This window comes from Streptomyces sp. NPDC002669 (genome assembly GCF_042889165.1).
Lineage (GTDB): Bacteria > Actinomycetota > Actinomycetes > Streptomycetales > Streptomycetaceae > Streptomyces.
Genome location: NZ_JBIAQQ010000022.1, coordinates 19,710 through 41,545 on the forward strand (window position 1 = coordinate 19,710; position 21,836 = coordinate 41,545).

General features: G+C 65.3%; 12 protein-coding genes, 2 pseudogenes and 1 CRISPR repeat array. Of the genes and pseudogenes, 7 read left to right on the top strand and 7 right to left on the bottom strand.

All coding sequences use genetic code 11. From position 1 onward, the window contains the following. The first annotated feature begins 118 nt into the window (after positions 1-118). Complete coding sequence (locus tag ACFYW1_RS27805; RefSeq protein WP_388998828.1) at positions 119-1,135, top strand: nucleotide kinase domain-containing protein; 1,017 nt, start codon at positions 119-121, stop codon at positions 1,133-1,135. A gap of 257 nt (positions 1,136-1,392) precedes the next feature. Here ACFYW1_RS27805 and ACFYW1_RS27810 read toward each other — a convergent pair whose 3' ends face one another. From ACFYW1_RS27810 to ACFYW1_RS27825, 4 genes are all read right to left on the bottom strand, one after another. Beyond that, positions 1,393-2,232, bottom strand: a complete 840-nt coding sequence (locus ACFYW1_RS27810) for a hypothetical protein (protein ID WP_388998831.1) — start codon at positions 2,230-2,232, stop codon at positions 1,393-1,395. 75 nt (positions 2,233-2,307) lie between these two features. Next, positions 2,308-3,228 carry an ImmA/IrrE family metallo-endopeptidase gene (locus ACFYW1_RS27815; protein ID WP_388998834.1) on the bottom strand — a complete coding sequence of 307 codons (921 nt, stop codon included), beginning with the start codon at positions 3,226-3,228 and terminating at the stop codon, positions 2,308-2,310. Beyond that, positions 3,225-3,638 carry a helix-turn-helix domain-containing protein gene (locus tag ACFYW1_RS27820; RefSeq protein ID WP_388998837.1) on the bottom strand — a complete coding sequence of 138 codons (414 nt, stop codon included), beginning with the start codon at positions 3,636-3,638 and terminating at the stop codon, positions 3,225-3,227. Before ACFYW1_RS27820 ends, ACFYW1_RS27815 begins: the two co-directional genes overlap by 4 nt. Continuing rightward, the gene (locus ACFYW1_RS27825) at positions 3,635-3,913 is read right to left on the bottom strand and encodes an acyl carrier protein (protein ID WP_388998840.1); all 279 of its coding nucleotides are present in this window, start codon (positions 3,911-3,913) and stop codon (positions 3,635-3,637) included. The genes ACFYW1_RS27820 and ACFYW1_RS27825 overlap by 4 nt, the downstream gene beginning before the upstream one ends. Before the next feature lie 116 nt (positions 3,914-4,029). Here ACFYW1_RS27825 and ACFYW1_RS27830 point away from each other — a divergent pair, with 116 nt between their 5' ends. Further along, a complete protein-coding gene (locus ACFYW1_RS27830) occupies positions 4,030-4,908 on the top strand; it encodes a nucleoside triphosphate pyrophosphohydrolase family protein (protein WP_388998843.1) in 879 nt (292 codons plus the stop codon). A gap of 107 nt (positions 4,909-5,015) precedes the next feature. Here the strand turns inward: ACFYW1_RS27830 and ACFYW1_RS27835 are convergent. Further along, positions 5,016-5,809: pseudogene (locus ACFYW1_RS27835) on the bottom strand (IS5 family transposase). Here ACFYW1_RS27835 and ACFYW1_RS27840 point away from each other — a divergent pair. Next, complete coding sequence (locus ACFYW1_RS27840; RefSeq protein ID WP_388999169.1) at positions 5,762-5,884, top strand: hypothetical protein; 123 nt, start codon at positions 5,762-5,764, stop codon at positions 5,882-5,884. The pseudogene ACFYW1_RS27835 and the gene ACFYW1_RS27840 overlap by 48 nt on opposite strands. Before the next feature lie 21 nt (positions 5,885-5,905). Here the strand turns inward: ACFYW1_RS27840 and ACFYW1_RS27845 are convergent. Further along, positions 5,906-7,116, bottom strand: a protein-coding gene (locus tag ACFYW1_RS27845) for an IS3 family transposase (protein WP_388998846.1) whose coding sequence is annotated in 2 segments (ribosomal slippage) — positions 5,906-6,819 and positions 6,819-7,116 — 1,212 coding nt in all. Because the reading frame shifts where the segments join, the coding sequence is not laid out codon by codon here. Positions 7,117-7,931: 815 nt separating this feature from the next. Here ACFYW1_RS27845 and ACFYW1_RS27850 point away from each other — a divergent pair. From ACFYW1_RS27850 to ACFYW1_RS27865, 4 genes and pseudogenes are all read left to right on the top strand, one after another. Next, positions 7,932-11,525 (top strand): LamG-like jellyroll fold domain-containing protein, encoded by a 3,594-nt coding sequence (locus ACFYW1_RS27850; RefSeq protein WP_388999148.1) that lies wholly within the window; start codon positions 7,932-7,934, stop codon positions 11,523-11,525. 507 nt (positions 11,526-12,032) lie between these two features. Next, positions 12,033-18,617, top strand: a complete 6,585-nt coding sequence (locus tag ACFYW1_RS27855; RefSeq protein WP_388999151.1) for a polymorphic toxin-type HINT domain-containing protein — start codon at positions 12,033-12,035, stop codon at positions 18,615-18,617. A gap of 85 nt (positions 18,618-18,702) precedes the next feature. Further along, entirely contained in the window at positions 18,703-19,068 is a 366-nt protein-coding gene (locus tag ACFYW1_RS27860) for a DUF2750 domain-containing protein (RefSeq protein WP_388998849.1), read from the top strand. Positions 19,069-19,153: 85 nt separating this feature from the next. Beyond that, positions 19,154-20,326 (top strand): annotated as a pseudogene (locus ACFYW1_RS27865) (IS701 family transposase). A gap of 169 nt (positions 20,327-20,495) precedes the next feature. Next, positions 20,496-21,500: direct repeats of the CRISPR family, unit length 28 nt; unit sequence GGCTCACCTCCGCTCGCGCGGAGAGCAC. A gap of 18 nt (positions 21,501-21,518) precedes the next feature. Here ACFYW1_RS27865 and cas2e read toward each other — a convergent pair. After that, positions 21,519-21,830: a type I-E CRISPR-associated endoribonuclease Cas2e gene (gene cas2e / locus ACFYW1_RS27870; protein ID WP_388998852.1), complete on the bottom strand. Its 312-nt coding sequence runs from the start codon at positions 21,828-21,830 to the stop codon at positions 21,519-21,521. Positions 21,831-21,836 lie beyond the last annotated feature (6 nt).

Sequence of the window (21,836 nt, forward strand, 5' to 3'; positions counted from 1 at the left end):
TCTGGTGTCGACGTCCACGGGCCAGCTCACCGACGTCACATGGCGCTGCTGCTGACACAGCAAGTCCACCGGTCCCCCTTGGTGACAGCTAACACATATCGAATATATATTGCGCCCTATGGTGATGCTGCTGCAAGACCGTCATGCGCCTGGCCCTAATGGCACTGCTCCCGGGGTGGTGCGGGTATCGGGCCGGACACTGCAGCCGACACCAGTGTTCGACAGCTACTGGCGTTTTGCTTCAGCCCGGCAAGCGGTTTACGAAGCCCGACTGACCGGTCGACCCCAGCCGTGGACACAAGACCCGATTCTGGCGCAGTACCGCTTCACCAACTGCTACCGCGCGGCCGACCGCGTAAGCCAGAGCCTGATCTCCGGAGTGATCTACCAAGGTTCCCAGGAGTGGAGCGAGGTGTTCTTCCGGACCTTGTTGTTCAAGATTTTCAACAAGAACTCGACCTGGCAGTTGCTGAACAGGGAACTCGGAGAGGTCCGCTGGGACACCTACGACTACCGCGCCTACGACGAAGTCCTGTCCGCGGCGTTCGCTAAGGGCGAGAGGCTGTACTCGGCTGCCTACATTGTCCCTCCGCCGCAGCTGGGGGAGGGACGTAAGCACCGCAACCACCTGCGGCTGCTGGAGATGATGATGACCACAGGGGCGCCAGCCCGTGTCATGGACGCCGCCACGATGCGCGATGCATACGAAGTGCTGATCAACTACCCGGCACTCGGGCCGTTTCTCGCCTACCAGTTCACCATCGACCTGAACTACGCCTCGCAAATGCCGTTCTCCGAGATGGACTTCGTCATGCCCGGTCCCGGTGCCCGTGACGGCATTCGTAAGTGCTTCGGCCGCAGAGCCGACGGCATCGAAGCCGATGTCATCCGCTACATGGCCGACACGCAGGAGGAGCACTTCACGCGCCTCGAACTCCCCTTTCACGGGCTCAAGGGACGCCCCCTCCAACTGATCGACTGTCAGAATCTGTTCTGCGAAGTCGACAAGTACGCCAGGGTCGCGCACCCCGAGATCGCTGGCATTAGTGGCCGCAGCCGCATCAAGCAGTCCTATCGCTTCGATGTCAAGCCGGTCAGTGCCTGGTTCCCGCCCAAGTGGGGCCTGAACGACTGACACTCGCGTGTGGCTGCCCTCTCTCACGACGAGAGCAGCGGCTTCGACACCTCTATGACTGACGGACTCTCTGTGGACCACGCCGCTGGACAAACCCGTGGGGGTGTCATGCAGCGGCCTGCGTCTCGTGACGCTTCGTGACCTTGAAGCGACGCGATCTCCATACTGGAGGCGAGCGCAGTGTCCGCGGATTCACTGTGAACACGGCGCTCCACCGGAATGCTCACGTTGCACCTCGGGAGGAGGCGACAGGAGCGTTACTCACCGAGGCCGAACAGAGGAGGGTGGGCCACAGCATCCTGGATGCGCCGGAGTTCGGTCTTTGTACAGTCCAGCCGTGCGCTGCCGGCAATGACGGTCAGGGTGCCAGGTTTCAGGCCCGTCTGCTGGGCTACCCATGCGCACAGGTGCCCCAGCGCCAGATAGTTGCCATAGGCGCGGTCGAACATGTAGTGGCTGCGGTAGTAGGCCACAAGGTGAACGGAGCCCGTGGCGGTGTCGAACTGGAACGAGCAGTGACTCAGACAGGGAAAGTCCCGCGGCTGAGTGTCCAGCGCGGCTGCACGAACCACGGCCTCGGCGTCCTTGGCTGTGTCAGGCTCTTCTTCGGTGACTGCCTCGGAATCCAAGACGTGCGCGGTGCCTGCTTCGTACACCGCGCTCCACTTGGCGGTGGTACGCAACTTGTCCATGCGGCTGATGACCCGGGCGATCTGGTCGACAGGCTCGGACTTGTTTCTGGCATCGGGGTAAGCGATGAGACGGCCGAAGTAGGTTCCATGCGCGTTGCGCCTGACTTTGCGAAGGCTCGGGTACAGGGCCCGGTAGCGCTCGGCAAGTTCTTCGTGGTTCTGGCAGGTCTGCGCGAGCCCCACAGGGAAGAGGGTGTTGACGACGGTGTCGATGGGGTAGAGCGGCATGGTGCGGGCCGAGCGTAGGCGGTCGAGTTCGCTGCGCAGCTGCGGATCCTCTCGCAGTGGCTGCGCGATGCGGACTACGGTGTGGAAGGCCCTGGTTCCGGGGAGCTTTGTGAGCTGCTCGCAGGCTGCGAGCCAGGCACGCGAGATGTCGGGGGCGTCGACGGTGAACGTCTGCAACGGATCACTCCTTGTTCGGCCAGATGCGCGGACGCGGGCGTGGGGGAGGAAGGTCCATCAAAGAAATGCGGCGTTTCAGTCGCGGTAGTGGTCGGCGCCTCGGCGGTTCGGGGTGCGCCGGACCGTGACCCGGAACAGGCCTGTACTGCCGGGCACCTCTGCGGTCAGAGTGCAGTCATCGGCCAGGTCCTCGCTCACCCAGACGGCCTGCGCGTGCGCCAATTCGTGCGGGCTGTCCAGCAGAGACATCTGTCCGGCGAACTCGGGGGCCGTGGAGCTGAGGCCTGTTGGCACATGCTCGAAGCGGCCGCAGGGGATCTGCAGGAGGAGACAGTCGCCAGCCTCCGCGTGCACCGTGGCCCGGTGCGCGGCGCCTGTCAGCACATGCACGTGATTTCTGGGCCCGACCGGCACCCCGCCAGCGAGCTCAGCTTTCAGAACACCGGGGGAGTGCTGGAGCCAGAGGGACTCCGTCGGCCGGTCGATCATTTTCAGCCGCACCAGGTGCCTGACGGTGGTGGCGTAGGGCGTTCCCGTCCAGCGGGCCATCCGGTAGACGTCACGCGGGGAGCCGGGCCGTACCAGCCCGCAGCGGGCCAGTGCAGCCCGCGCGGCGGGCCTGGGCATTAAGAACCAGGACGCGAACGCCTCGGCGTCCCGCTCGTGCTGCGGCCACCCCTCCCCCCACCGGCCGGGCGCATGCTGATGGTCGTAACTGGTCTTGTGACCCAGCCGGTGATGCCCGAGCTCGTGAGCGGTGGTGTGCCGCATGCTCACTTCTTCTAGGCCGACGTTGAGTAGACATGCTGGCCCGTCATCTTCCGGGCCCACGTACAGGCCCAGCAGACCACCGAGCAACTGCCCCATGACCTCGACCCCTTCGGTGCGCAGGGCGCCGAAGACATCGACGTATCCATCGTCATACGCGACCGCAAGGTCCTCGTGTGCCTGGGCAGCAGCGATCATCGCGGTGCCGTGGGCGTTGTTCCAGCTCACCGTGCCCGGCCGGGCCGCCGCCGCGGAGCCTCACCGTCCTGCTCCTCGGCTTCCCGCTTGGCGTGCAGGTACTGAATAAACCTCGCGACTTCGATGCGGTCGCCCTCGCTCAGCGGCTGCCTGGTACGGGGCAGGCCCGCAAGCGCGTGCTCCCCGGCGTCGGCTGCCTCGTCCTCGTCGAGGAAGTAGGAGACCGACAGCCGGTACAGGCGCGCGAGTTTCTGCAGCTCCATCACCTCGACCCGACGCATGCCGCGCTCGATGTCACTGATGGCCGACCGGACGATGCCGGTCCGCTCGGCGACCTGTTGCTGGGACAGGCCCAGGTACTCGCGCGTGTCCTTCAGTCGCCGGCCGAGCAGGGCGCGCTGCTCCGACTCGTCCCCGCTGACCTGTGCCCTGTCGCTCACTGTTCCTCCTCCTTTGCCTGCATGGTGTCGTACACGGTCTCCGCGAATGCCCAGACCGATCGTAGTGAGCGTCCAGCTTCGGCATCGGCCGGAATGGACACATCGAAACGTTGCTCGACCTGCGTCAGAATCTCCATCACCAGAACGGAGTCGATCGGCAACTCCTGGCCCCGAGATGCGAGTTCCTCATAGACATCCCTAACAGGCCGATCCTGGTACTGCGCCAGGAAGGTAATCGTGATGTCGACGATCTCCTGGACGGTGTGCGGTGGCATTGCTCTGATTTCAGCCCTTTCGCGCAACTCCCGGACAGGAAGTCCGGCGTGACCTACTGTAGAGGTCTGTCGGGAAATCCGACAGACCTGCCTGAAGATCCATCAAGGGAGTGTGTGTGCATCTCGCTCGCTACCAGGAAGCCGCGCTCAAGACTCTGCAACTCCCCGCCGCTGGCACTGATCCCATCCTCGTGCCACTGCTCGGGCTGATCGGAGAAGCCGGCTCCGTCATTACCGCCTACAAGAAACGCCTACGCGACGGCGCCGAAGCAACACCGTCCAAACAGCAACTGCGCGAAGAGCTCGGCGACGCCCTGTGGTACATCGCTGCCCTCGCCCACCGGCTCGACCTCAACCTGGAAGACATCGCAGCTGCCAGCCTGGAGAAGGCCAAGGACCGCTGGCGCGCCACCCCCGCACACGAACGCATGCGATTCGACGCGGACTACCCGGCCCACGAACAGCTTCCCCGCAAGACCACCGTCACCTTCACCTCCACCCCCCAGCCCGGCGGGCGAAACGTCATCGTCGTCACCCGTGAGGACGGCAATACCGCTGGCGACCCTCTCACTAGCGCCAGCCACATCGAGGACGACTACCGTTTCCACGACGCCCTTCACCTCGGCCACGCAGCAGTCCTCGGCTGGTCACCCGTCACCCGCTTCCTCCTCGATTGCAAGCGCCGCAGCTGCCCCGGCATCGACGAAGCCGAAGACGGCGGTCGCGCCATCGCCATCGAGGAAGGAATCAGCGCCCTGGTGTTCTCCTACGCCAGCCGCCACCGCTACTTCGAAGACGTCCGGCATGTCGACCACGAACTGCTCACAACCATTGACCACATGACAGCCCACCTGGAAGTCAACGTGCTGCGCGCCGCGGACTGGGAGAAAGCCATCATGACCGGATACGACGCCTGGCGGCAGTTGCGCAAACACGGCGGCGGCAGCCTTGAGCTCAACCTCGATGCGCAGACTTTGACCTTCATCGAGCCCTGAGCCGACCCCGTGCCCTGAAAGTCGCTGGGGGAGCAGGCGGATGCAGGGCACGGGCTACCACTACTCCTGCACCGTGACGTTGGGAGTAAGACCGACCGGCAAATGGATCACTTGAGGCGTCGGGTGGTGGGGCGGCCCTGCCAGCGGTAGTGGCTTGTGGAGCGTCGGATGAGCATGCGGAGCGTGACGAGAGCGGCGGCGAGGTAGAGGTAGAAGTCCACGACCGCGCCGCTTCTCTCGGTGCAGCGCCGCAGCTTGCCGTAGTCGTTCATCCACGAGTGGGTGCGCTCGACCACCAGCGTTTGGCGGCCTGGATCGGGGCGGGCACGCCCTTGCGGGCGATCTCGGCCGTGAAGCCCAACTCGGCTATAAGCAGACGGGATTTGTTGCTGTCGTAGCCGCGGTCGAGGTTGATGTTGACGGTCTCTGGCATCGCGCCGACCTGTGCCCTGGCCGTGTCCAGGGTGGAGCCGAGCAGCAGTGAGTCGTGCCGGTTGGCCCCAGCGGCGACAACTGCGAGGGGGACGCCGCAGGCGTCGGTGGCGACGGAGCGTTTCAGTCCTTGCTTACCCTGGTCAACCGGCGAGCGACCGGTCTTCCTGCCGCTGGACGGGGCCTTGGTGATGCACCCGTCTGCCGAGATCTCGCCGAGCCCGAGGCCGATCATGTGGTCGTAGGCTTCCAGGGCGAGAGCATGCACGGCCTGCGAGATCCCTTGCTCGGCGCACTCTTTGACGCGTCGGCGGATGGTGCGGTCGGAGCATCCGGGGGTGGAGATGCGCTCGTAGCCCGAGCCGTGGACCAGAGCGAGGACCACATGCTCGAAGACCGTACGGTCAGGCACCCTGCGCCTGTGGCAGCCCAGTGGATGGCCTGCCGCGAACTCTTCCCGTGCGGGCAGAAGGGCGGCGAACTGAGCCCACAACGGTTCGAGCAGGCTGGATGGCAGCGCGGGCACAGCCCGTTCGGGCCCTGACCCCGGATGTTGGACACGGGGTTATGCAGCTTGGGGAAGTGTAGTTGCGGGTTCGAAGAAGGTGTTCTCGTAGATGATCGGGGAGCGTTGTCCGAGGCGGGAGTGCCGTCGTCGGGTGTTGTAGCGGCTGGCCCAGCGGAAGGCCGCGAGCCGGGCGTGACGAGCGGTGGGCCACGCCTTCGCGCCCTTGAGTGTCTCCCTCTTCATGGACGCGTTCCAGCTCTCCGCGGCGGCGTTGTCCGCCGAACTGCCCACGGCGCTCATGCTCCTTCTCACCCCGGCCCGCTCGCAGGCGGCGGCGAAGGCGGCGCTTGTGTACTGGGAGCCGTGATCGGTGTGCATGATGGCGCCCTTCAGGCTGCCGCGGGTCCGCTCGGCCGCGGCCAGGGCGTCGACGACGAGTTCGGCCCGCATGTGGTCGGCGATCGCCCAGCCCGCCAGCCGGCGGGAGCACAGGTCGATGACCGTCGCCAGATAGAGCGGCTTCGCGCCGGACACGGGCAAGTACGTGATGTCGCCGACGTACTTGGTGTTGGGCTCTGACGCGGTGAAGTCGCGTCCGATCAGGTCGGTAGCCTTCACGGCGGCCGGGTCCGCGATCTTGGTGCGGTGTTTCCTGCGCAGCCGCAGGCCCGCGAGTCCGATGGTCCGCATGACCCGGGCGACGCGCTTGTGGTTCACGCGCTCGCCGTCCTCGCGGAGCTCGGCGGTGATCCTGGGGACGCCGTAGGTGCCGTCCGAGTCGTGGTGGACGGCCCGTATCCGCCGCGCGAGCTGGTCGTCGGCGGCCTGCCGGGCGGCCCGCGCGGGAGCGGTCCGCAGCCAGTAGTAGAAGCTGGACCGGGCAATCCCGAGGATGGTGCACAACCGCTTCACGCCGTAACGGCGCTGGTGGTCGGAGACGAACTCGAAGCGGTTCACCAGCGCGTCTCCGTCGCGAAATACCGGGCCGCCTTGCGGAGAATGTCGCGCTCCTCCTCCAGCTCGCGGATCCTCTTCCGTGCGGCGGCGAGCTCCGCTTCCACCAGGCTGGCGGCCTGGGCAGACGCGGTCGTCCGCGTCGTGGAGCGAGCGCCGGAGCGTCGTCCGTCATCGGCCCGGATCCAGTTGCGCAGCGTCTCGGTGTTCACCCCGAGGTCCTCGGCGACCGACTTGATCGTCGCTCCCGGCCTCGATCGGTACAACGCGACCGCGTCCGCCTTGAACTCGGCGGGATAGTGCTTCATAGCCATCTGTGCGGGACTCCGTATCCACCCGGACCATCAAGATCCAAGTGTCTCTGGTGTCCAACATCCGGGGTCAACGCCCTACGGGGCCTCCGCCCCATCTCCCGCCTACGGGGAGGCGAGTTGCCCGGCCAGATACCGCAGGGTGCGGGTGGACAGATCGATCGCCGACGGATGGGCAAGCAAGCGAAGCTCCTGGTGGGACACGGTGGATCTTGGTCGAGACACTGTCTACCAGGAGCTTCTTCATATTGCAGGACCGGCCAACTATCGGACCTCACCGACAGGTTGGAAGAGCCTCTCTGGAAGGAATTTCCAAACGCTTGAGGTCTTGCGCTTTCTGTAGCGCCCTGAGGTCGCTCAGGGAGAGGAGCTAAGCGTAATCTCTGCGCCGCAGCCAAGCCGTTGGCGAGATCTTGCCCATAGCGCGCGACTCGTCCAATCGATAGTGGGCAGGTCATGGACCGGCAAGGCCGGACATCAGTTTCATCGCGACGTACCCGGTTATGGCTGGTTTCTGGGCGTTGAAGCTCGTCACGGAGCGTGCCGTCACTGGCGTGGTCCGAGCTGAACAGATAGTGCACATTGCCCTTATGGGACCTTCTGTCTTCCATCGCTCTGACTCATGCGGCTCATCCCCCCTTGACTGCCGAGGAGGATCAGGCGTTAACTCCGGTGCCTTGTAGATCTTTTGTGACTCTGGGGTGGGGACTGTGGAGTTCGAGTGGGGGCATCGCCATGCCTGCAAGCGTCGAAGAGACCTGCTGAGTCGAGGCACCTCGTGCGTAATCGGCGTGGCAGTGACGGCGCTGCTGTCGACGATGGTCGTACAGGCGCCGATCGCTGCCGCAGCCACCGCGGAGACAGAATCACCGGAGCTGTCCGAGGGACAGAAGGCGCTGGCTGCGGCGAAGGAGTCCGGCGAGCGGGTCGAGGTTGTGGGGCAGCGTTCGGAGCAGACAACGGTCTTTGCGAATCCGGATGGCTACACCTTCACGCTGCAGGAGTCGGCTGTTCCCGTGCGGGTGTCGAAGGCGGGCGGTGGCTGGCAGAACCCGGATGCCACCCTGGAGAAGCGCGCGGACGGTTCGGTTGCTCCGAGGGCTGCGGCGCCGCAGATCGTGTTCTCCGGCGGCGGCGACAACGAGCCCCTGGCGCGGATTTCACGCCAGGGGCGTTCAATTGAGCTGACGTGGCCGGGCGTGCTGCCCGAGCCGAAGCTCGAGGGCGCCAGTGCCGTGTACTCGAATGTGCTGCCCGATGTGGACTTGAGGGTCACTGCCACGGTGGAGAGCTTCCAGCATGTTCTGGTGGTCAAGTCCCCTGAGGCTGCCGCGAACGAGAAGCTGAAGAAGCTCACCTTCGGCCTGGCAACCACCGGCCTGAATGTCATGGAAGGCGCGTCGGGCAACCTCGCCGCGATCGATGCGGACGGCAGGACGGTGTTCAAGGCGCCGCCGGCCCGGATGTGGAACTCCGCAGGCAAGGACCAGCCATCCTCACCGGCGGTCGCCTCGGAGCGTGCCGCGGTGGATGAGACCGCTCCCTCCGATCGGGCCGAGAGTGCCTCATCGGGTGCCGGGACCGAGCCGAGGCAGGGCGATCAGGTTGCCAAGGTGGATGTCGAGGTCGGGAAGGGAACGCTGTCGATCGTGCCGGATGCAGATCTGCTCGCGGTCAAGGATTCGGCGGTCTACCCGCTGTACATCGACCCATCGGTAACCTGGGGTGAATCCGAGCGGACGTTGTTGCGCTCGGATGGCTACGAGGACTATGCCTGGGGCAACGGTGACGACGACCAGGGCAAGGGCGCCGGCAAGTGCGGCACCTGGAACGGCTATTACTGCGGGCCCGGGTACGTGCAGCGCCTGTACTACGAGTTTTCGCCCGCCAGTTTGAAGGGCAAGCATGTGCTGGATGCCACGTTTCGGGTGACGGAGCCGTGGGCCTTCCAGTGCGATCCGCGCTGGGTGGACCTGGTGCGTACGAACAACATCTCGTCCTCCACCACATGGTCCTCGCGGCCGAAGGAGCTGGACTTGATGGGCGACCGTCATGTGTCGGCGGGCCGGGGAGATCTCTGCAGTCCCGGATTGCCCAATGCGGCGATCGAGTTCAACGACAATTCGGAAGAGACCAACGAGAACCTCACGCCGACCGTGAAGGATTTCGCGGTCGGCAAGTTCTCCCGGCTCACGCTGGAGATCCGGGCGCACGATGAGTCGGACGCCTCGGCATGGAAGAGGTTCAGGAATGACGCCGTCCTCGAGGTCTCCTTCGTAGGTATCCCGGACAAGCCGACCGGCATCGGGCTGGTGACCGGCACAGGCACGGTGTGCTCGACGACCGAGTCGAATCCGACGATCGTGTCCGACCCGACGCCGACGTTGACTGCGACGACGCAGACCAAGGCCGGTGGCGAGGAGGACGCGCAGCTGCGGATCTTCTTCGACGTCGACCGGAAGAACACTGACGGCACGTGGGCGGACACCAACGTCGGGACGAATGACGCTCGGCCCTCGACGGGATACGCAGGGGACGGGAAGAAGCAGGTCATCAGTTGGTCCAACCTGAACGAAGGGCCCGTACACCGCTACCGCGCGTGGACGCAGTCGTTTTACAACAACGGCGCGAGCCACCTCTCCGGTCCTTCCAATGGCTCTACCACTGGGTTCTGTTACTTCAAGGTGGACCCGACCGCCCCGAAGGCCCCGAAGATCACCATCGGTGCGCCGTACACCGAGTGCCTGCCCAACGCCTGTGAAGGCAAGGGTGGTCCAGGGCAGAAGGCCACTTTCAGCTTCGCGCCCGCCACGGGTGACACCGGCATCGTGTCCTACCAGTACAACCTGTCGGACATGACGACCTGGCCGACCGTCAATGGCTCCTCCGCGAGTGTCCCATTGACACCTGAGCGGGCAGGGAGCTTCACGCTGTGGGTCAGAGCCAAGGACAATGTGGGCCGCTATGGCGCCTGGAACGACGTGGACTTCCTGGTTGCAGCCGGGGCGGAGCCGGTTGCCCGCTACCACTTCGACGAAGCCGACGGCAGCGCGGTCGACTCCGCGATCTCCGACGGCAGGGACGATGCCGTCCTGGGCGGCAGCGCCGTCCGCGACGACCGTGGTCGCCGCGGCGTGATCACCCATGATGCTCAAGGACAGCCGCTGGCCGAGCCCATCATCGACAAGGGCCTGTCATTGAACGGCACCAGTGCCTATGCCCAGACCAGCAGGCCCGTCATCGAGACGCGCTCCGCCTATACCGTTTCCGCCTGGGTGCGTCTGGACAAGACGGATGCCGTCGCCACTGTGCTCTCACAGCAGGACCAGAGTGGGCGTCTCCCGTTCTCCTTTACCTACTCGCCTTCCGCGAAGACCTGGTATTTCGGTGTCAACCGGACCGATGGCAGCGGCTTCTGGGGGATGAACTCTGTCTATCCTGCGCAGACCGGCGTATGGACTCATCTGGCCGGTACCTACGACCCGGCCAAGAAGGAACTCAACTTTTACGTCGACGGCCGCAAACAGAACGGGACTGTCACAGTCGACGGATCTTGGGAGTCGACCGGGCCGCTGCAGATCGGCCGAGGGCTCTCCGGCGCCAACAGTTTTCAGTACTTCCCGGGTTCAATCGACGAAGTCGCGATATGGCAGCGGGCGCTGACGGGCAGGGAAATCAGCGACGAGGTCCGGGTGCTGACCTCCCAGCAGTTCGCCGGTGTTGAGCTGATGGCGGCCTGGAGTGCCGACCGCGGCAGCGGAACAACCATCGCGGACACCACCTCCGGCTACGGGCGAAACCTCACCCTGACTGGTGGCGCCACGCTGGAGGGCGGGGCCATCGTGCTCGACGGTGTCGACGATGCCGCCACCACGCCGGGCCCGTTGGTCTATGACCACGCGTCGTTCACCGTGACCACGCGAGTGCAGCTCGACGGTGGGCAGTTGGTTGGCAAGGACGTGGGCTATACCGGGCAGGTGCTCGGTCAGCGCACCGCCGACGGATCCGCTTGGGGCTTCTGGTATGAACTGACCGGCAAGGGCACCGAACTCGATGAGGAAACCCTCGAGGAGAAGCAGGTGGCGCTCGGTGTGTGGCACTTCGGCCGCCTGAACGCGGACGGAACCTGGAGCTCAGTCGCCTCGGAAGAAGCGGCTGTCCTGGATGCCCCGGTCCGGCTAACCGGTATCTACGACTCCATAACCGGCACCATCAGCCTGCATCTCGGCTACAACCAAGACGGCGACGCCCAGGACTTCACAGTGCAGCTCGGAGCTGGAGACTTCGCCATCGGCAAGGGCTTCACCAACGGCACTTGGAAGCACTACCTGCCGGCATGCATCGAGGAAGTACGCCTGTGGGCCGGCGCGATGGCCAGCCCACAACAGATTGACGTGCACGTGGGCGACTGACCCTGGCAGCGGGCGGCGGCATTACCGCCGCCGCCCGCCCGCGGTCGAACGCTGAGGCCGCCATGGCAACTTGCTGACCTTTCGATTCCTTGTGGACTGGGTGGGGACGGAACTCTGATGGCGTTTGGCATAGGCACCTCAAGGCGGGCTCCCGGTGGTGCACGGCGTTGGGGACGCCGACTGGTGACTCCTGCGGTGGCGCTGGCCCTGCTCGCTCCCCTCAGCGAAGTCCAGGTCGCCGGCGCCGCGGACACGAGGGTGGTCCAGGATGCTCCGGGCCGACCGGATGTGCCCAAGCCCCGGGTGAGTAAGGTCGAAGAGGTCAAGGGCCTGGGAGCGAAGAAGGCCCGCGACAGGGTCGCCGCGGGCAAGAAGGCGGGTGCCGCGCAGGCTGAGCGGGCTCGCAAGGAACAGACCTCCGCCTGGCCCACACGCGATGCCGCAAGCATCAAGCTCACAGCGGACAAGCAGGCCAGGGCAGAGCTCGGCGGCACGTCCGTCTCTGTGATGCCTGAGAAGGGCAGGCGTGCGGCTGCCTCCGGGACCGCCCACGTCACGGTCCTCGATCAAAAGGCCGCGGACAAGGCGGGCATCGTCGGCGTGCTGCTGAGCGCGGCCGCGGACACGGCCGGCACAGCGGAGATCAGCGTCGATTACAGCGACTTCGCCTCTGCCCTCGGTGGTGACTGGGCCCAGCGGCTGCGTCTGGTGCAGCTGCCCGCCTGCGTGCTGACCACGCCGCAGAAGGTCGAGTGCCGCAAGCAGACCCCGCTGAAGACAGACAACAACGTGTCCGCGCAATCGGTCACTGCCCAGGTCGCCCTGGCCGAGGCGAAGTCGGATGGGCCGTCCACTCAACTGGCCTCGACCGCCGAGGCGCCGAGCGCCACCGTGTTGGCGGTGACCGCTGCTGCAGCCGCATCCGGCGAGTCACCCAAGGGAACGGGCAACTACTCGGCGACGGAACTCTCTCCCTCATCCTCCTGGGAGGCTGGCGGCAGCTCCGGGGCGTTCACCTGGAATTACGGATTCAGCGTGCCGCCTGCCGCGGCCGGCCCCACACCACCCCTGTCGCTCTCCTATGACTCGGGCAGCATTGACGGCCGCACCGCCACCACCAACAACCAGGGCTCAGCGGTCGGTGAGGGCTTCTCCCTGACCGAGTCCTACATCGAGCGCACCTACGGCAGCTGCGACAAGGACGACCACACGGACGTCTTCGACCACTGCTGGAAGTACGACAACGCACGCATCGTCCTCAATGGCAAATCCAGCCGCCTGGTCAAGGTCAACACCTCTGGAGACTGGCGTCTGGAGGACGACGATGCCTCCACCGTGACCCGCTCCACGGGCGCGGACAACGGCGACGACGACGGCGAGTACTGGACCGTCATCACAGGCGACGGCACGAAGTACGTGTTCGGCCTGAACAAGCTCGACGGCGCCGCCGACCAGCGCACCAACTCCACCTGGACCGTTCCAGTATTCGGCGACGACTCGGGTGAGCCCGGTTACGACAAGGGCAGTGCCTTCGCCGACCGGTCCCTGACGCAGGCGTGGCGATGGAATCTCGACTACATCGAGGACACCAGCGGCAACGCTTCCACCTATTGGTACACCAAGGAAGCCAACCACTACCCCAAGAACAAGGCCACCACCGCCAATGCCTCGTACACCCGCGGTGGCTACCTCAAGGAGATCAAGTACGGGCTGCGCAAGGGCGCCCTGTTCACCGATGACGCCGATGCGAAGGTAACCTTCGCGCACGCCGAACGCTGCACCGTCGGCGACTGCGCCGAGCTGACCGACGGCACCGCCAAGAACTGGCCCGACGTCCCCTTCGACGCCATCTGCAGCGACGGCGACACCGAGTGCAACGCAGCCGGCCCGTCCTTCTTCTCCCGCAAGCGTCTCACCGGCGTCAGCACCTTCTCCTGGAATGCCACCACCAAGGCGTACGACCCGGTGGACACCTGGACGCTCACCCAGGACTACTACGACGCAGGTGACATCGGAGACACCACCGACCACGTCCTGGTCCTGAAGTCGATCAAGCGGACAGCCAAGGCTGGCACCACAGCGATTGACGTCAACCCGATCACCTTCACCTACCAGTTGCGCCCGAACCGGGTTGACGGCACGGACGACATCCTGCCGCTCAAACGGCACCGCATCGAGACCATCACGTCGGAGACCGGGGCGATCACGACGGTCACGCTGTCGCAGCCGGAGTGCAAGCGCAGCGAGGTCCTCGGTGCCGCACAGGACACCAATACTCGTTCCTGCTACCCGCAGTTCTGGAACATCAACGGCGCCTCGGAGGCGGCGGTCGACTGGTTCCACAAGTACCGCGTCCTGGCCGTCGTCATCGACGACCCCACCGGCCAGAACGAGTCGATCGAGCACGCCTACGACTACGCCGGTGCCGCCTGGCACCACAGCGATGACCCGTTCACGCCGAAGGACGAGCGGACGTGGTCGGAGTGGCGCGGATACCGCGACGTCACCAGCTACACCGGGGCGTTGGACACCGCCCGATCCAAGAACGTCTCCCGCTACCTGCTGGGTATGCACGGGGACAAGAACAAGGACGGCACCACCAAGACTGTCAGCATCGAGCCGCTGTTGGACACCGATGTGGACTTCACGGCCCTGACGGACAGTGACCAGTACTCGGGTCAGCTGCTGCAGAAGGTCACGTACAACGGCAGTCAGCCGATTTCCACCTCGTACACGAACTACACGTACAAGAACACCGCCAGCCAGTCGGTGCCGGATGCGACAGATCACACGGCCCGCTGGGTACGGCCCAACTCGGCCTACACCAGCACCTACCTCACGGCCTCCAAGACCTGGCGCACCCAGGTGACCACCAGCCGCTACGACGACCTGGGCATGGTCACCTCGCACGACGACTACGGCCAGAAGGACCTGAGCGGCGACGAAACCTGCACCCGCACCTGGTATGCCCGCAACACGGGCGCAGGCATCAACAGCCTCGTCTCCCGGACCCGCACCGTCGGCAAGGAATGCTCCGTCGCCGACACCACGCTCGACCTGCCGACCGACGACAAGCGCCGCGGCGACGTACTCTCGGACACCGCGACTGCCTATGACGGTGCCACGTGGTCGGACTCGATGAAGCCGACCAAGGGCCTGGTCACCTGGACCGGCCGAGCGAAGGGTTACGCCTCCGGTACGCCCAACTGGCAGACGGTCACCAGCGCAGCGACCGCGGACTTCGACGTCCTCGGCCGGCCTCTCAAGGTCACCAACGCGGACGGACAGCCGACTACCACCGCATACACCCCCGCCACGGCAGGGCCAGTATCCAAGATCATCAGCACGGATCCCAAGACCTTCAAGACCACCAGCTTCCTGGATCCGCGCACTGGGCAAACGCTGCGCACTTATGACGCGAACCTGAAGAAGACCGAACTCGTCTACGACGCCCTGGGCCGCGTCACGCAGGTGTGGCTGCCGAACCGGGACCGCGGCAGTGAGAGCGCCACCTTCGGCCCCAACACCAAGTTCGAATACACGATCGACAACAATGCTCCGTCCTGGGTGTCGACCGCGGCGCTGAAGAAGGACGGTAAGACCTACACCACCAGCTACGCCATCTATGACTCATTGTTGCGCCCCTTGCAGAGCCAGACCCAGACGTCGAACGGCGGGCGACTGCTGACCGACACCCGCTACGACACCCGCGGCCTCGCGTACGAGACCTACGCGAACATCTTCGACACCACCAGCACCCCTAATGGCACATACACCCGCGCCGAGTACGGTGAATCACCCAACCAGAACGCCACCGTCTTCGACGGAGCCGGCCGGGCCACCAAGAGCACGCTGTACGTCTTTGGTGTCGAGAAGTGGTCGACCACCACGAGCTACACCGGTGACTCCACCGCAAGTACCGCCCTCGACGGCGGCACCGCCACCCGCGCCATCATCGACATCCGCGGCCGCACTGTGGAAAGCCGCGAGTACGCCGGCAAGTCCCCAGCCGACACCCAGTACGGCGACGGCCTCGGCGCCAGCTATGCGTCGACCAAGACCACCTACACCTCGGATGGCCTGCAGACGCAGATCACCGGCCCGGACGACGCCAAGTGGTCCTACACCTACGACCTGTTCGGTCGGCAGGCCGAGGCCAAGGACCCCGACAAGGGCACCAGCACCACCGAGTACGACGTCCTCGACCGCGCCATCAAGTCAACCGACTCGCGCGGCAAGTCGATCCTGACCGGATACGACGAACTCGGCCGGATCGTCGGCACCTGGGCCGGATCCAAGACAGACGCCAACCAGCGCACCGGATACACCTACGACACGCTGCTCAAAGGCCAGCCCGACAAGTCCACCCGCTACGTCGGCGGCAAGGCCGGGCAGGCGTACACCGACACGATCACCGAGTACGACAGCCTGTCCCGCCCGGTGGTCAACACCCTCGAACTGCCCGCTGACGATCCGTTCGTGAAAGCCGGCGCACCGAGCACGTTGTCGTTCAGGATTTCGTACAACCTCGACGGCACAGTCGAGACTGCCGAGGAGCCGGCTCTCGGGGGCTTGCCCTCAGAGATCATCGACTACGGATACAACAACGTCGGACAGATCACTTCGGTCGGCGGCTCCACCGGCTACCTCCTCAACACCACCTACTCACCGCTCGGCCAGCCCTGGGAACAACTTCTGGGAACAGCCAACACGGCCGATCACAAGAAGGTCTCCATCAGGAACACCTTCGAAGACGGCACCGGTCGCCTCACTCGCAGCAATGTCAAGGCAGACAGTCAGCCCTACATGCTGCAGGACCTCAACTACAGCTTCGACCAGGCCGGGAACGTCACCTCCATCACCGACCCCAGCACGCTCGGCGGCACCAGCAGCGCCGAAACCCAGTGCTTCGCCTACGACGGCCAACGCCGCCTCATCGAAGCCTGGACCCCCAGCCAACAAAAGTGCTCCGACCCTCGCAGCGCGAGCAGCCTGTCCGGACCGGCCCCGTACTGGACCAGCTACACCTACAACACCGCCGGCCAGCGCACGACAGAAACCGCTCACAAGACTGCCGGCGACACCAAGACCACCTACTGCTACACCAAGACCGATCAACCGCACTTCCTGACCGGCACCACGACCAAGGGCGACTGCGCCGCCCGGGAACGCACCTACACATCCGACACGACCGGCAACACGACCAAACGGCCCGGCGCTTCAGCCACCCAGGACCTGGCCTGGTCCGAGGACGGCAAGCTCGCCAAGCTCACCGAGAACGGCAAGGCAACCGACTACCTCTACGACGCCACAGGTGAGCTGCTGATCCGTAACACCGCGGGTGGCGAGCGGGTCCTGTACACCGGAGCCACCGAACTCCACCTGCGCACCGACGGCACCATGTGGGCCCAGCGCTACTACGCCGCCGGTGGTCAAACGGTAGCCATACGCTCCAACGAGTCCGGCACCAACAAGCTCACCTACCTCGCCGGCGACCACCACGGCACTTCGAGCCTCGCCATCAGCGCCGACAGCACCCAAACAGTCAGCAAGCGCTACATGACCCCCTTCGGCGCCGAGCGCGGCAAGCCCACCGGCACCGCATGGCCCGACGACAAGGGCTTCCTCGGCAAGACAACCGACGAAACCACCGGCCTCACCCACATCGGCGCCCGCGAATACGACTCTGTCCTCGGTCAGTTCATCAGCATCGACCCCATCCTCGACCCGGCCCAGCCTCAATCCCTCAACGGATACAGCTACGCCAACAACACCCCCGTCACCGCCTCCGACCCCTCCGGACTCTGGTGCGACAGCTGCAATGGCGGCATGGGCTGGACACGCCCCGACGGTGGAACCAGGGGTGATGAGAATGGGGGTAAAAACCCCGACGGCAGCGTCCGCGGCACACCCGGCTTTCCCAGCACACGTCCCGCGCCCGCTGGCTACAGCAACAGCCCCGGAGCAGGAAAGGTCATAACGAATTTGGGGCACGGTGCCCCCGCGCTGCCACCGCCGGACGTCTATCGGGACTACCAGTCGAAGCTCCCCGGCGTCGCACAGATGAGCAACCTCGGCACCTACATGCCGGAACTCAGCTACGAACTCAACGTAGAACTCTACTTCAGGGAACGCTGCAGCTCCTCATTCGACGAATCATGCTTCGCCATCCGTGACTTCTACACCAAGGGTGAGGACTCCCACGGGCTCCCCAATTACTGGGCCCACATCGACGACATCCCCCTCATCAACACGTGTCCCATATGCGCGAACATCGGCTTCCAGGCGCTGATAACGGCCCTGCCCGTAGGGAAATTCAAGTACGCGCCGAAGTGCTTCCTGGCTGGCACCGACGTCCTCATGGCCGATGGCGATACCAAAGACATCGAAGACATCGAAGTCGGCGACATGGTCATGGCCACCGACCCAGAGACGGGGAAGCACGGCCCAAGAAAGGTGACGCGCCTCATCCGAAGCGAGGGTGAGAAGCAACTCAATACCCTCACCATCCTCACGCCGGCCGGTCCGGAAAAGCTCACAGCCACGCGCGAGCACCCCTTCTGGTCACCCTCCGAGAACGCATGGGTGGAAGCAGGCAGCCTCACTCCCGGAATGACCCTGCGCACCGACCGCGGCGGCGCCGTCACGGTCAAGTCCAACAAGTCCTTCACTAAGAAGACGCACACCTACAACTTCACCGTAGCCGAACTCCACACGTACTACGTATTCGCAGGAGAGACGCCGGTACTCGTTCACAACAGCTGCGGTGGGCGTTGGAAATTGGGCGAAGATTATTCTAAGCCCAATAAGAATGGCGTCGCGCCATCCATGTCCACCATGCGTAAGCGGTTTTGGAAGAACGAAGCGGCGGAGCCGGATGCCGCAGACCAATATGGTGCCGCGAATATGAGTCGTATGAAGCGCGGAATGGCCCCACGGCGACAGCGCCCGGACGGATCGTGGGAATCAATGGAGCTGAGCCATGAACCTATTCCCGAACGGGATGGTGGTATGTTGATAACGCCACGGTGGCCAGAGGATCATGTTCTTATGGATCCAGGCGGACACCGCAGGCTCCCGCCCGGTTACTAGCGTTGCGAGCGGGGCGCGGCAGCTGGGCCTCCTGCTGCCGCGCTCAAGCGTGATTCTGAAGTCGGGATGATCTAGGAGGATTCGGGTGAGCGTAAGCGGGGCTCAGGCAGCGGCATTCTTCCGCGAGATCGCTCGGACTCGTACCGTTTGGTGGGTTCGAGACGACGACGGCAGTCCGACCCCAGTCTCAAGTTCGGGGCAACCAGCTTTTCCCTATTGGTCATCGGAGGCCCGTGCGCAGCGTGCTGCTCAGCTATGGGGCCCTCAATTTCGAGCTGTTTCGATGCCGCTGGATCATTGGCGAAGCGCGGCTTTGCCGGATCTGGCCAAGGATGACTTCCGGGTAGGGATTAACTGGAGCGGACAGCGCCTGACCGGATGGGACTTCACTGTCGGTGAAGTGGTCAATCGTCTCATTCATGCACTCGGCGAGCCATCATACAACCGGTAGATTTGGTCGCCAGGGCCCTGCCCCCGCCCTAATACTGCAACGGTGCTTGCTGTGACGGGTGGGCAGGTCAATCGTTGGTGTTGTCATGGGTGGGCATCTTGCTGAGGTCGGTTCGTGGGCCGGTGAGTTGAGTGCGGTGCAGGGGCGCTTTCTGCACCGGTTCAGCAGGTCGGAGCCGCGTGAGTCTGCTCTTGCCTATATGCGGGGGTTGATAGCGCCGCTGGAGCGGAAGAACGGCTGGACGTTGGCTGAGGAAGCGGGCCATGCAGGCCCGGACCGCATCCACCGGCTTCTGAACCGGATCGAGTGGGACGCCGACGAGGTTCTGGACGATGTGCGTGCGTACGTGGCCGAGCATCTCGGCGACCCGGGTGCGGTCCTGATCGTGGACGACACCGGCTTTCTGAAGAAGGGCACCGGCTCGGCCGGGGTGCAGCGGCAGTACTCCTGCACCGCCGGCCGCACGGAGAACTGCCAGGTCGGTGTCTTTCTCGCCTATGCGGCCCCGCTCGGGCGGACGCTGATCGACCGTCGGCTGTATCTGCCCGCCTCCTGGACGGACGACCGTGAGCGTTGCCGCCGGGCCGGCATCGACGATGCGGTCGGTTTCACGACCAAGGTGGCGATGGTCCGCGGGGCGATTGCCGACAAGATCCCGTTCCGCTGGGTGACCGCGGATGCCGGCTACGGCTACAGCAAGGGCTGGCGCTCCGAGCTGGAACAGGCGGACGTCTTCCACGTCATGGCCACCACCCGCCACGACACGGTTGTCACCCGCTGGGCGATCGACCACCCGGTGAGCGATCTCTTCCCCGGCCTGCCCCGGCAGAAGTGGAAACGCCGCTCGTGCGGTGCGGGCGCCCACGGGCCCCGCGTCTACGACTGAGCGCGTGTCGAGGTGCGCCCCTGGCACCGGCCCGACCGCCGGCACTGGGTGATCGCCCGCCGCAGCGTCGCCCGCCCCGAAGAACTCTCCTACTACATCGCTTACTGCCCCGACCACACCACCCTGGACGAGCTGATCCGCATCGCCGGCAGCCGCTGGGCGATCGAGGAATGCTTCCAGACCGCGAAGCAGGAGTGCGGCCTGGACGACTACCAAGTTTGCCGCTACCCCGGCTGGCACCGCCATATCACCCTGGCCATGGCCGCCCATGCCTGCCTCACCGTCCTGCGGGCCCGCGAACTAGACACCGGGAAAGCAGAAACGGATCCTCCCAGATCATCCACCTCAGCCTCGCCGAGATCAGACGCCTGATCCACCGCCTCACCAACCGGCGGCCCGCACCGGTCGAGCACATCCTGCACTGGTCGACCTGGCGCCGAAGACGACAACACCAAGCCCGCACCATCCACTACAAACAATGCGGCCACACACCACCAGAAACCGACCCACCGCCATACAAAAGACCGTTGCAGTACTCAGAGGGCTCACCTCCGCTCGCGCGGAGAGCACCAGTTGGAGGAGGCCCGGACCATGGCGGCTGACGACTCGCCTCCGCTCGCGCGGAGAGCACGGGACGAGGATCACCGGGGCCGCCACGACCACCGGCTCACCTCCGCTCGCGCGGAGAGCACCGCCGCTCGGCCGCGGCCTGGTCCTGCTCGGCCGGCTCACCTCCGCTCGCGCGGAGAGCACAAGGGGGGACGTGAGGGGGTGCACAAGAAGGACGGCTCACCTCCGCTCGCGCGGAGAGCACCAGGCCGGACAGGGTGAGCAGTTCGGTGAACGCGGCTCACCTCCGCTCGCGCGGAGAGCACGGTGCTGTTGGAGAAGGCGGGTTCGGGCCGGGCGGCTCACCTCCGCTCGCGCGGAGAGCACCAGGCACCGCAGGCCCGCGGCTCCGTCTTGGACGGCTCACCTCCGCTCGCGCGGAGAGCACATAGTGGAGACCGAGACGGGGTGGCCGGTGGTCGGCTCACCTCCGCTCGCGCGGAGAGCACGTGACTGCTGCCAGGTTGACCGTGGTGGTCGTCGGCTCACCTCCGCTCGCGCGGAGAGCACTGGGTGACGTCCCGCCAGCGTGCGACAAGGCCCGGCTCACCTCCGCTCGCGCGGAGAGCACTTGTGCGTGGCCCATCCGGGCGTCTCCACGACCGGCTCACCTCCGCTCGCGCGGAGAGCACGGGCCCCGGAACGTCTCCGGGACAGGGGTGGCCGGCTCACCTCCGCTCGCGCGGAGAGCACTCGGCGAGCGCGATCGCGGACACGAACGGGGACGGCTCACCTCCGCTCGCGCGGAGAGCACATGCCGCGGTCGTTGTACTCCCCGGTGAGCTGCGGCTCACCTCCGCTCGCGCGGAGAGCACAGTAGAGCGCGATCACAGCCAGGGTTAACAGACGGCTCACCTCCGCTCGCGCGGAGAGCACCAGCTCACCGACTGAGCGGCACACCCACCGAGCGGCTCACCTCCGCTCGCGCGGAGAGCACCCTTTCTGACCTGGCATGCTAGAGGGGGTTTGCCATTTCTTGACTTTCTCGCTGGAAGGCGATCAGGGTGAGGCCGTCGAAGTCGAGGGGCTCGCGGCGGCGGGTGCCTGCTGTCCGTAGTTGGAAGCCTTGTTCGTTGTCGGCCGGGTGGGCGAGTACTGCCATACCGTCGTTGGTGCAGGCAGTGACGGCTGACCAGAGTTCGTCGCGGACCTTGGCCGAGACGGTACCGACGTACAACTCGGGTGTGACTTCGAGGAGCCAGCGGGTGAGAGCGCCGCGCAGATGGTCGGGGACGGCGGTGGCTGAGATGACGATCATTGAGGACATGGACCG

Bases quoted from the DNA above. Each gene is read 5' to 3' on its own strand.
- ACFYW1_RS27805 (WP_388998828.1), top strand. From the start codon at position 119: ATGGTGATGCTGCTGCAAGACCGTCATGCGCCTGGCCCTAATGGCACT.
- ACFYW1_RS27825 (WP_388998840.1), bottom strand. From the start codon at position 3,913: ATGCCACCGCACACCGTCCAGGAGATCGTCGACATCACGATTACCTTC.
- ACFYW1_RS27850 (WP_388999148.1), top strand. From the start codon at position 7,932: ATGGTCGTACAGGCGCCGATCGCTGCCGCAGCCACCGCGGAGACAGAA.
- ACFYW1_RS27855 (WP_388999151.1), top strand. From the start codon at position 12,033: ATGCCTGAGAAGGGCAGGCGTGCGGCTGCCTCCGGGACCGCCCACGTC.
- cas2e (WP_388998852.1), bottom strand. From the start codon at position 21,830: ATGTCCTCAATGATCGTCATCTCAGCCACCGCCGTCCCCGACCATCTG.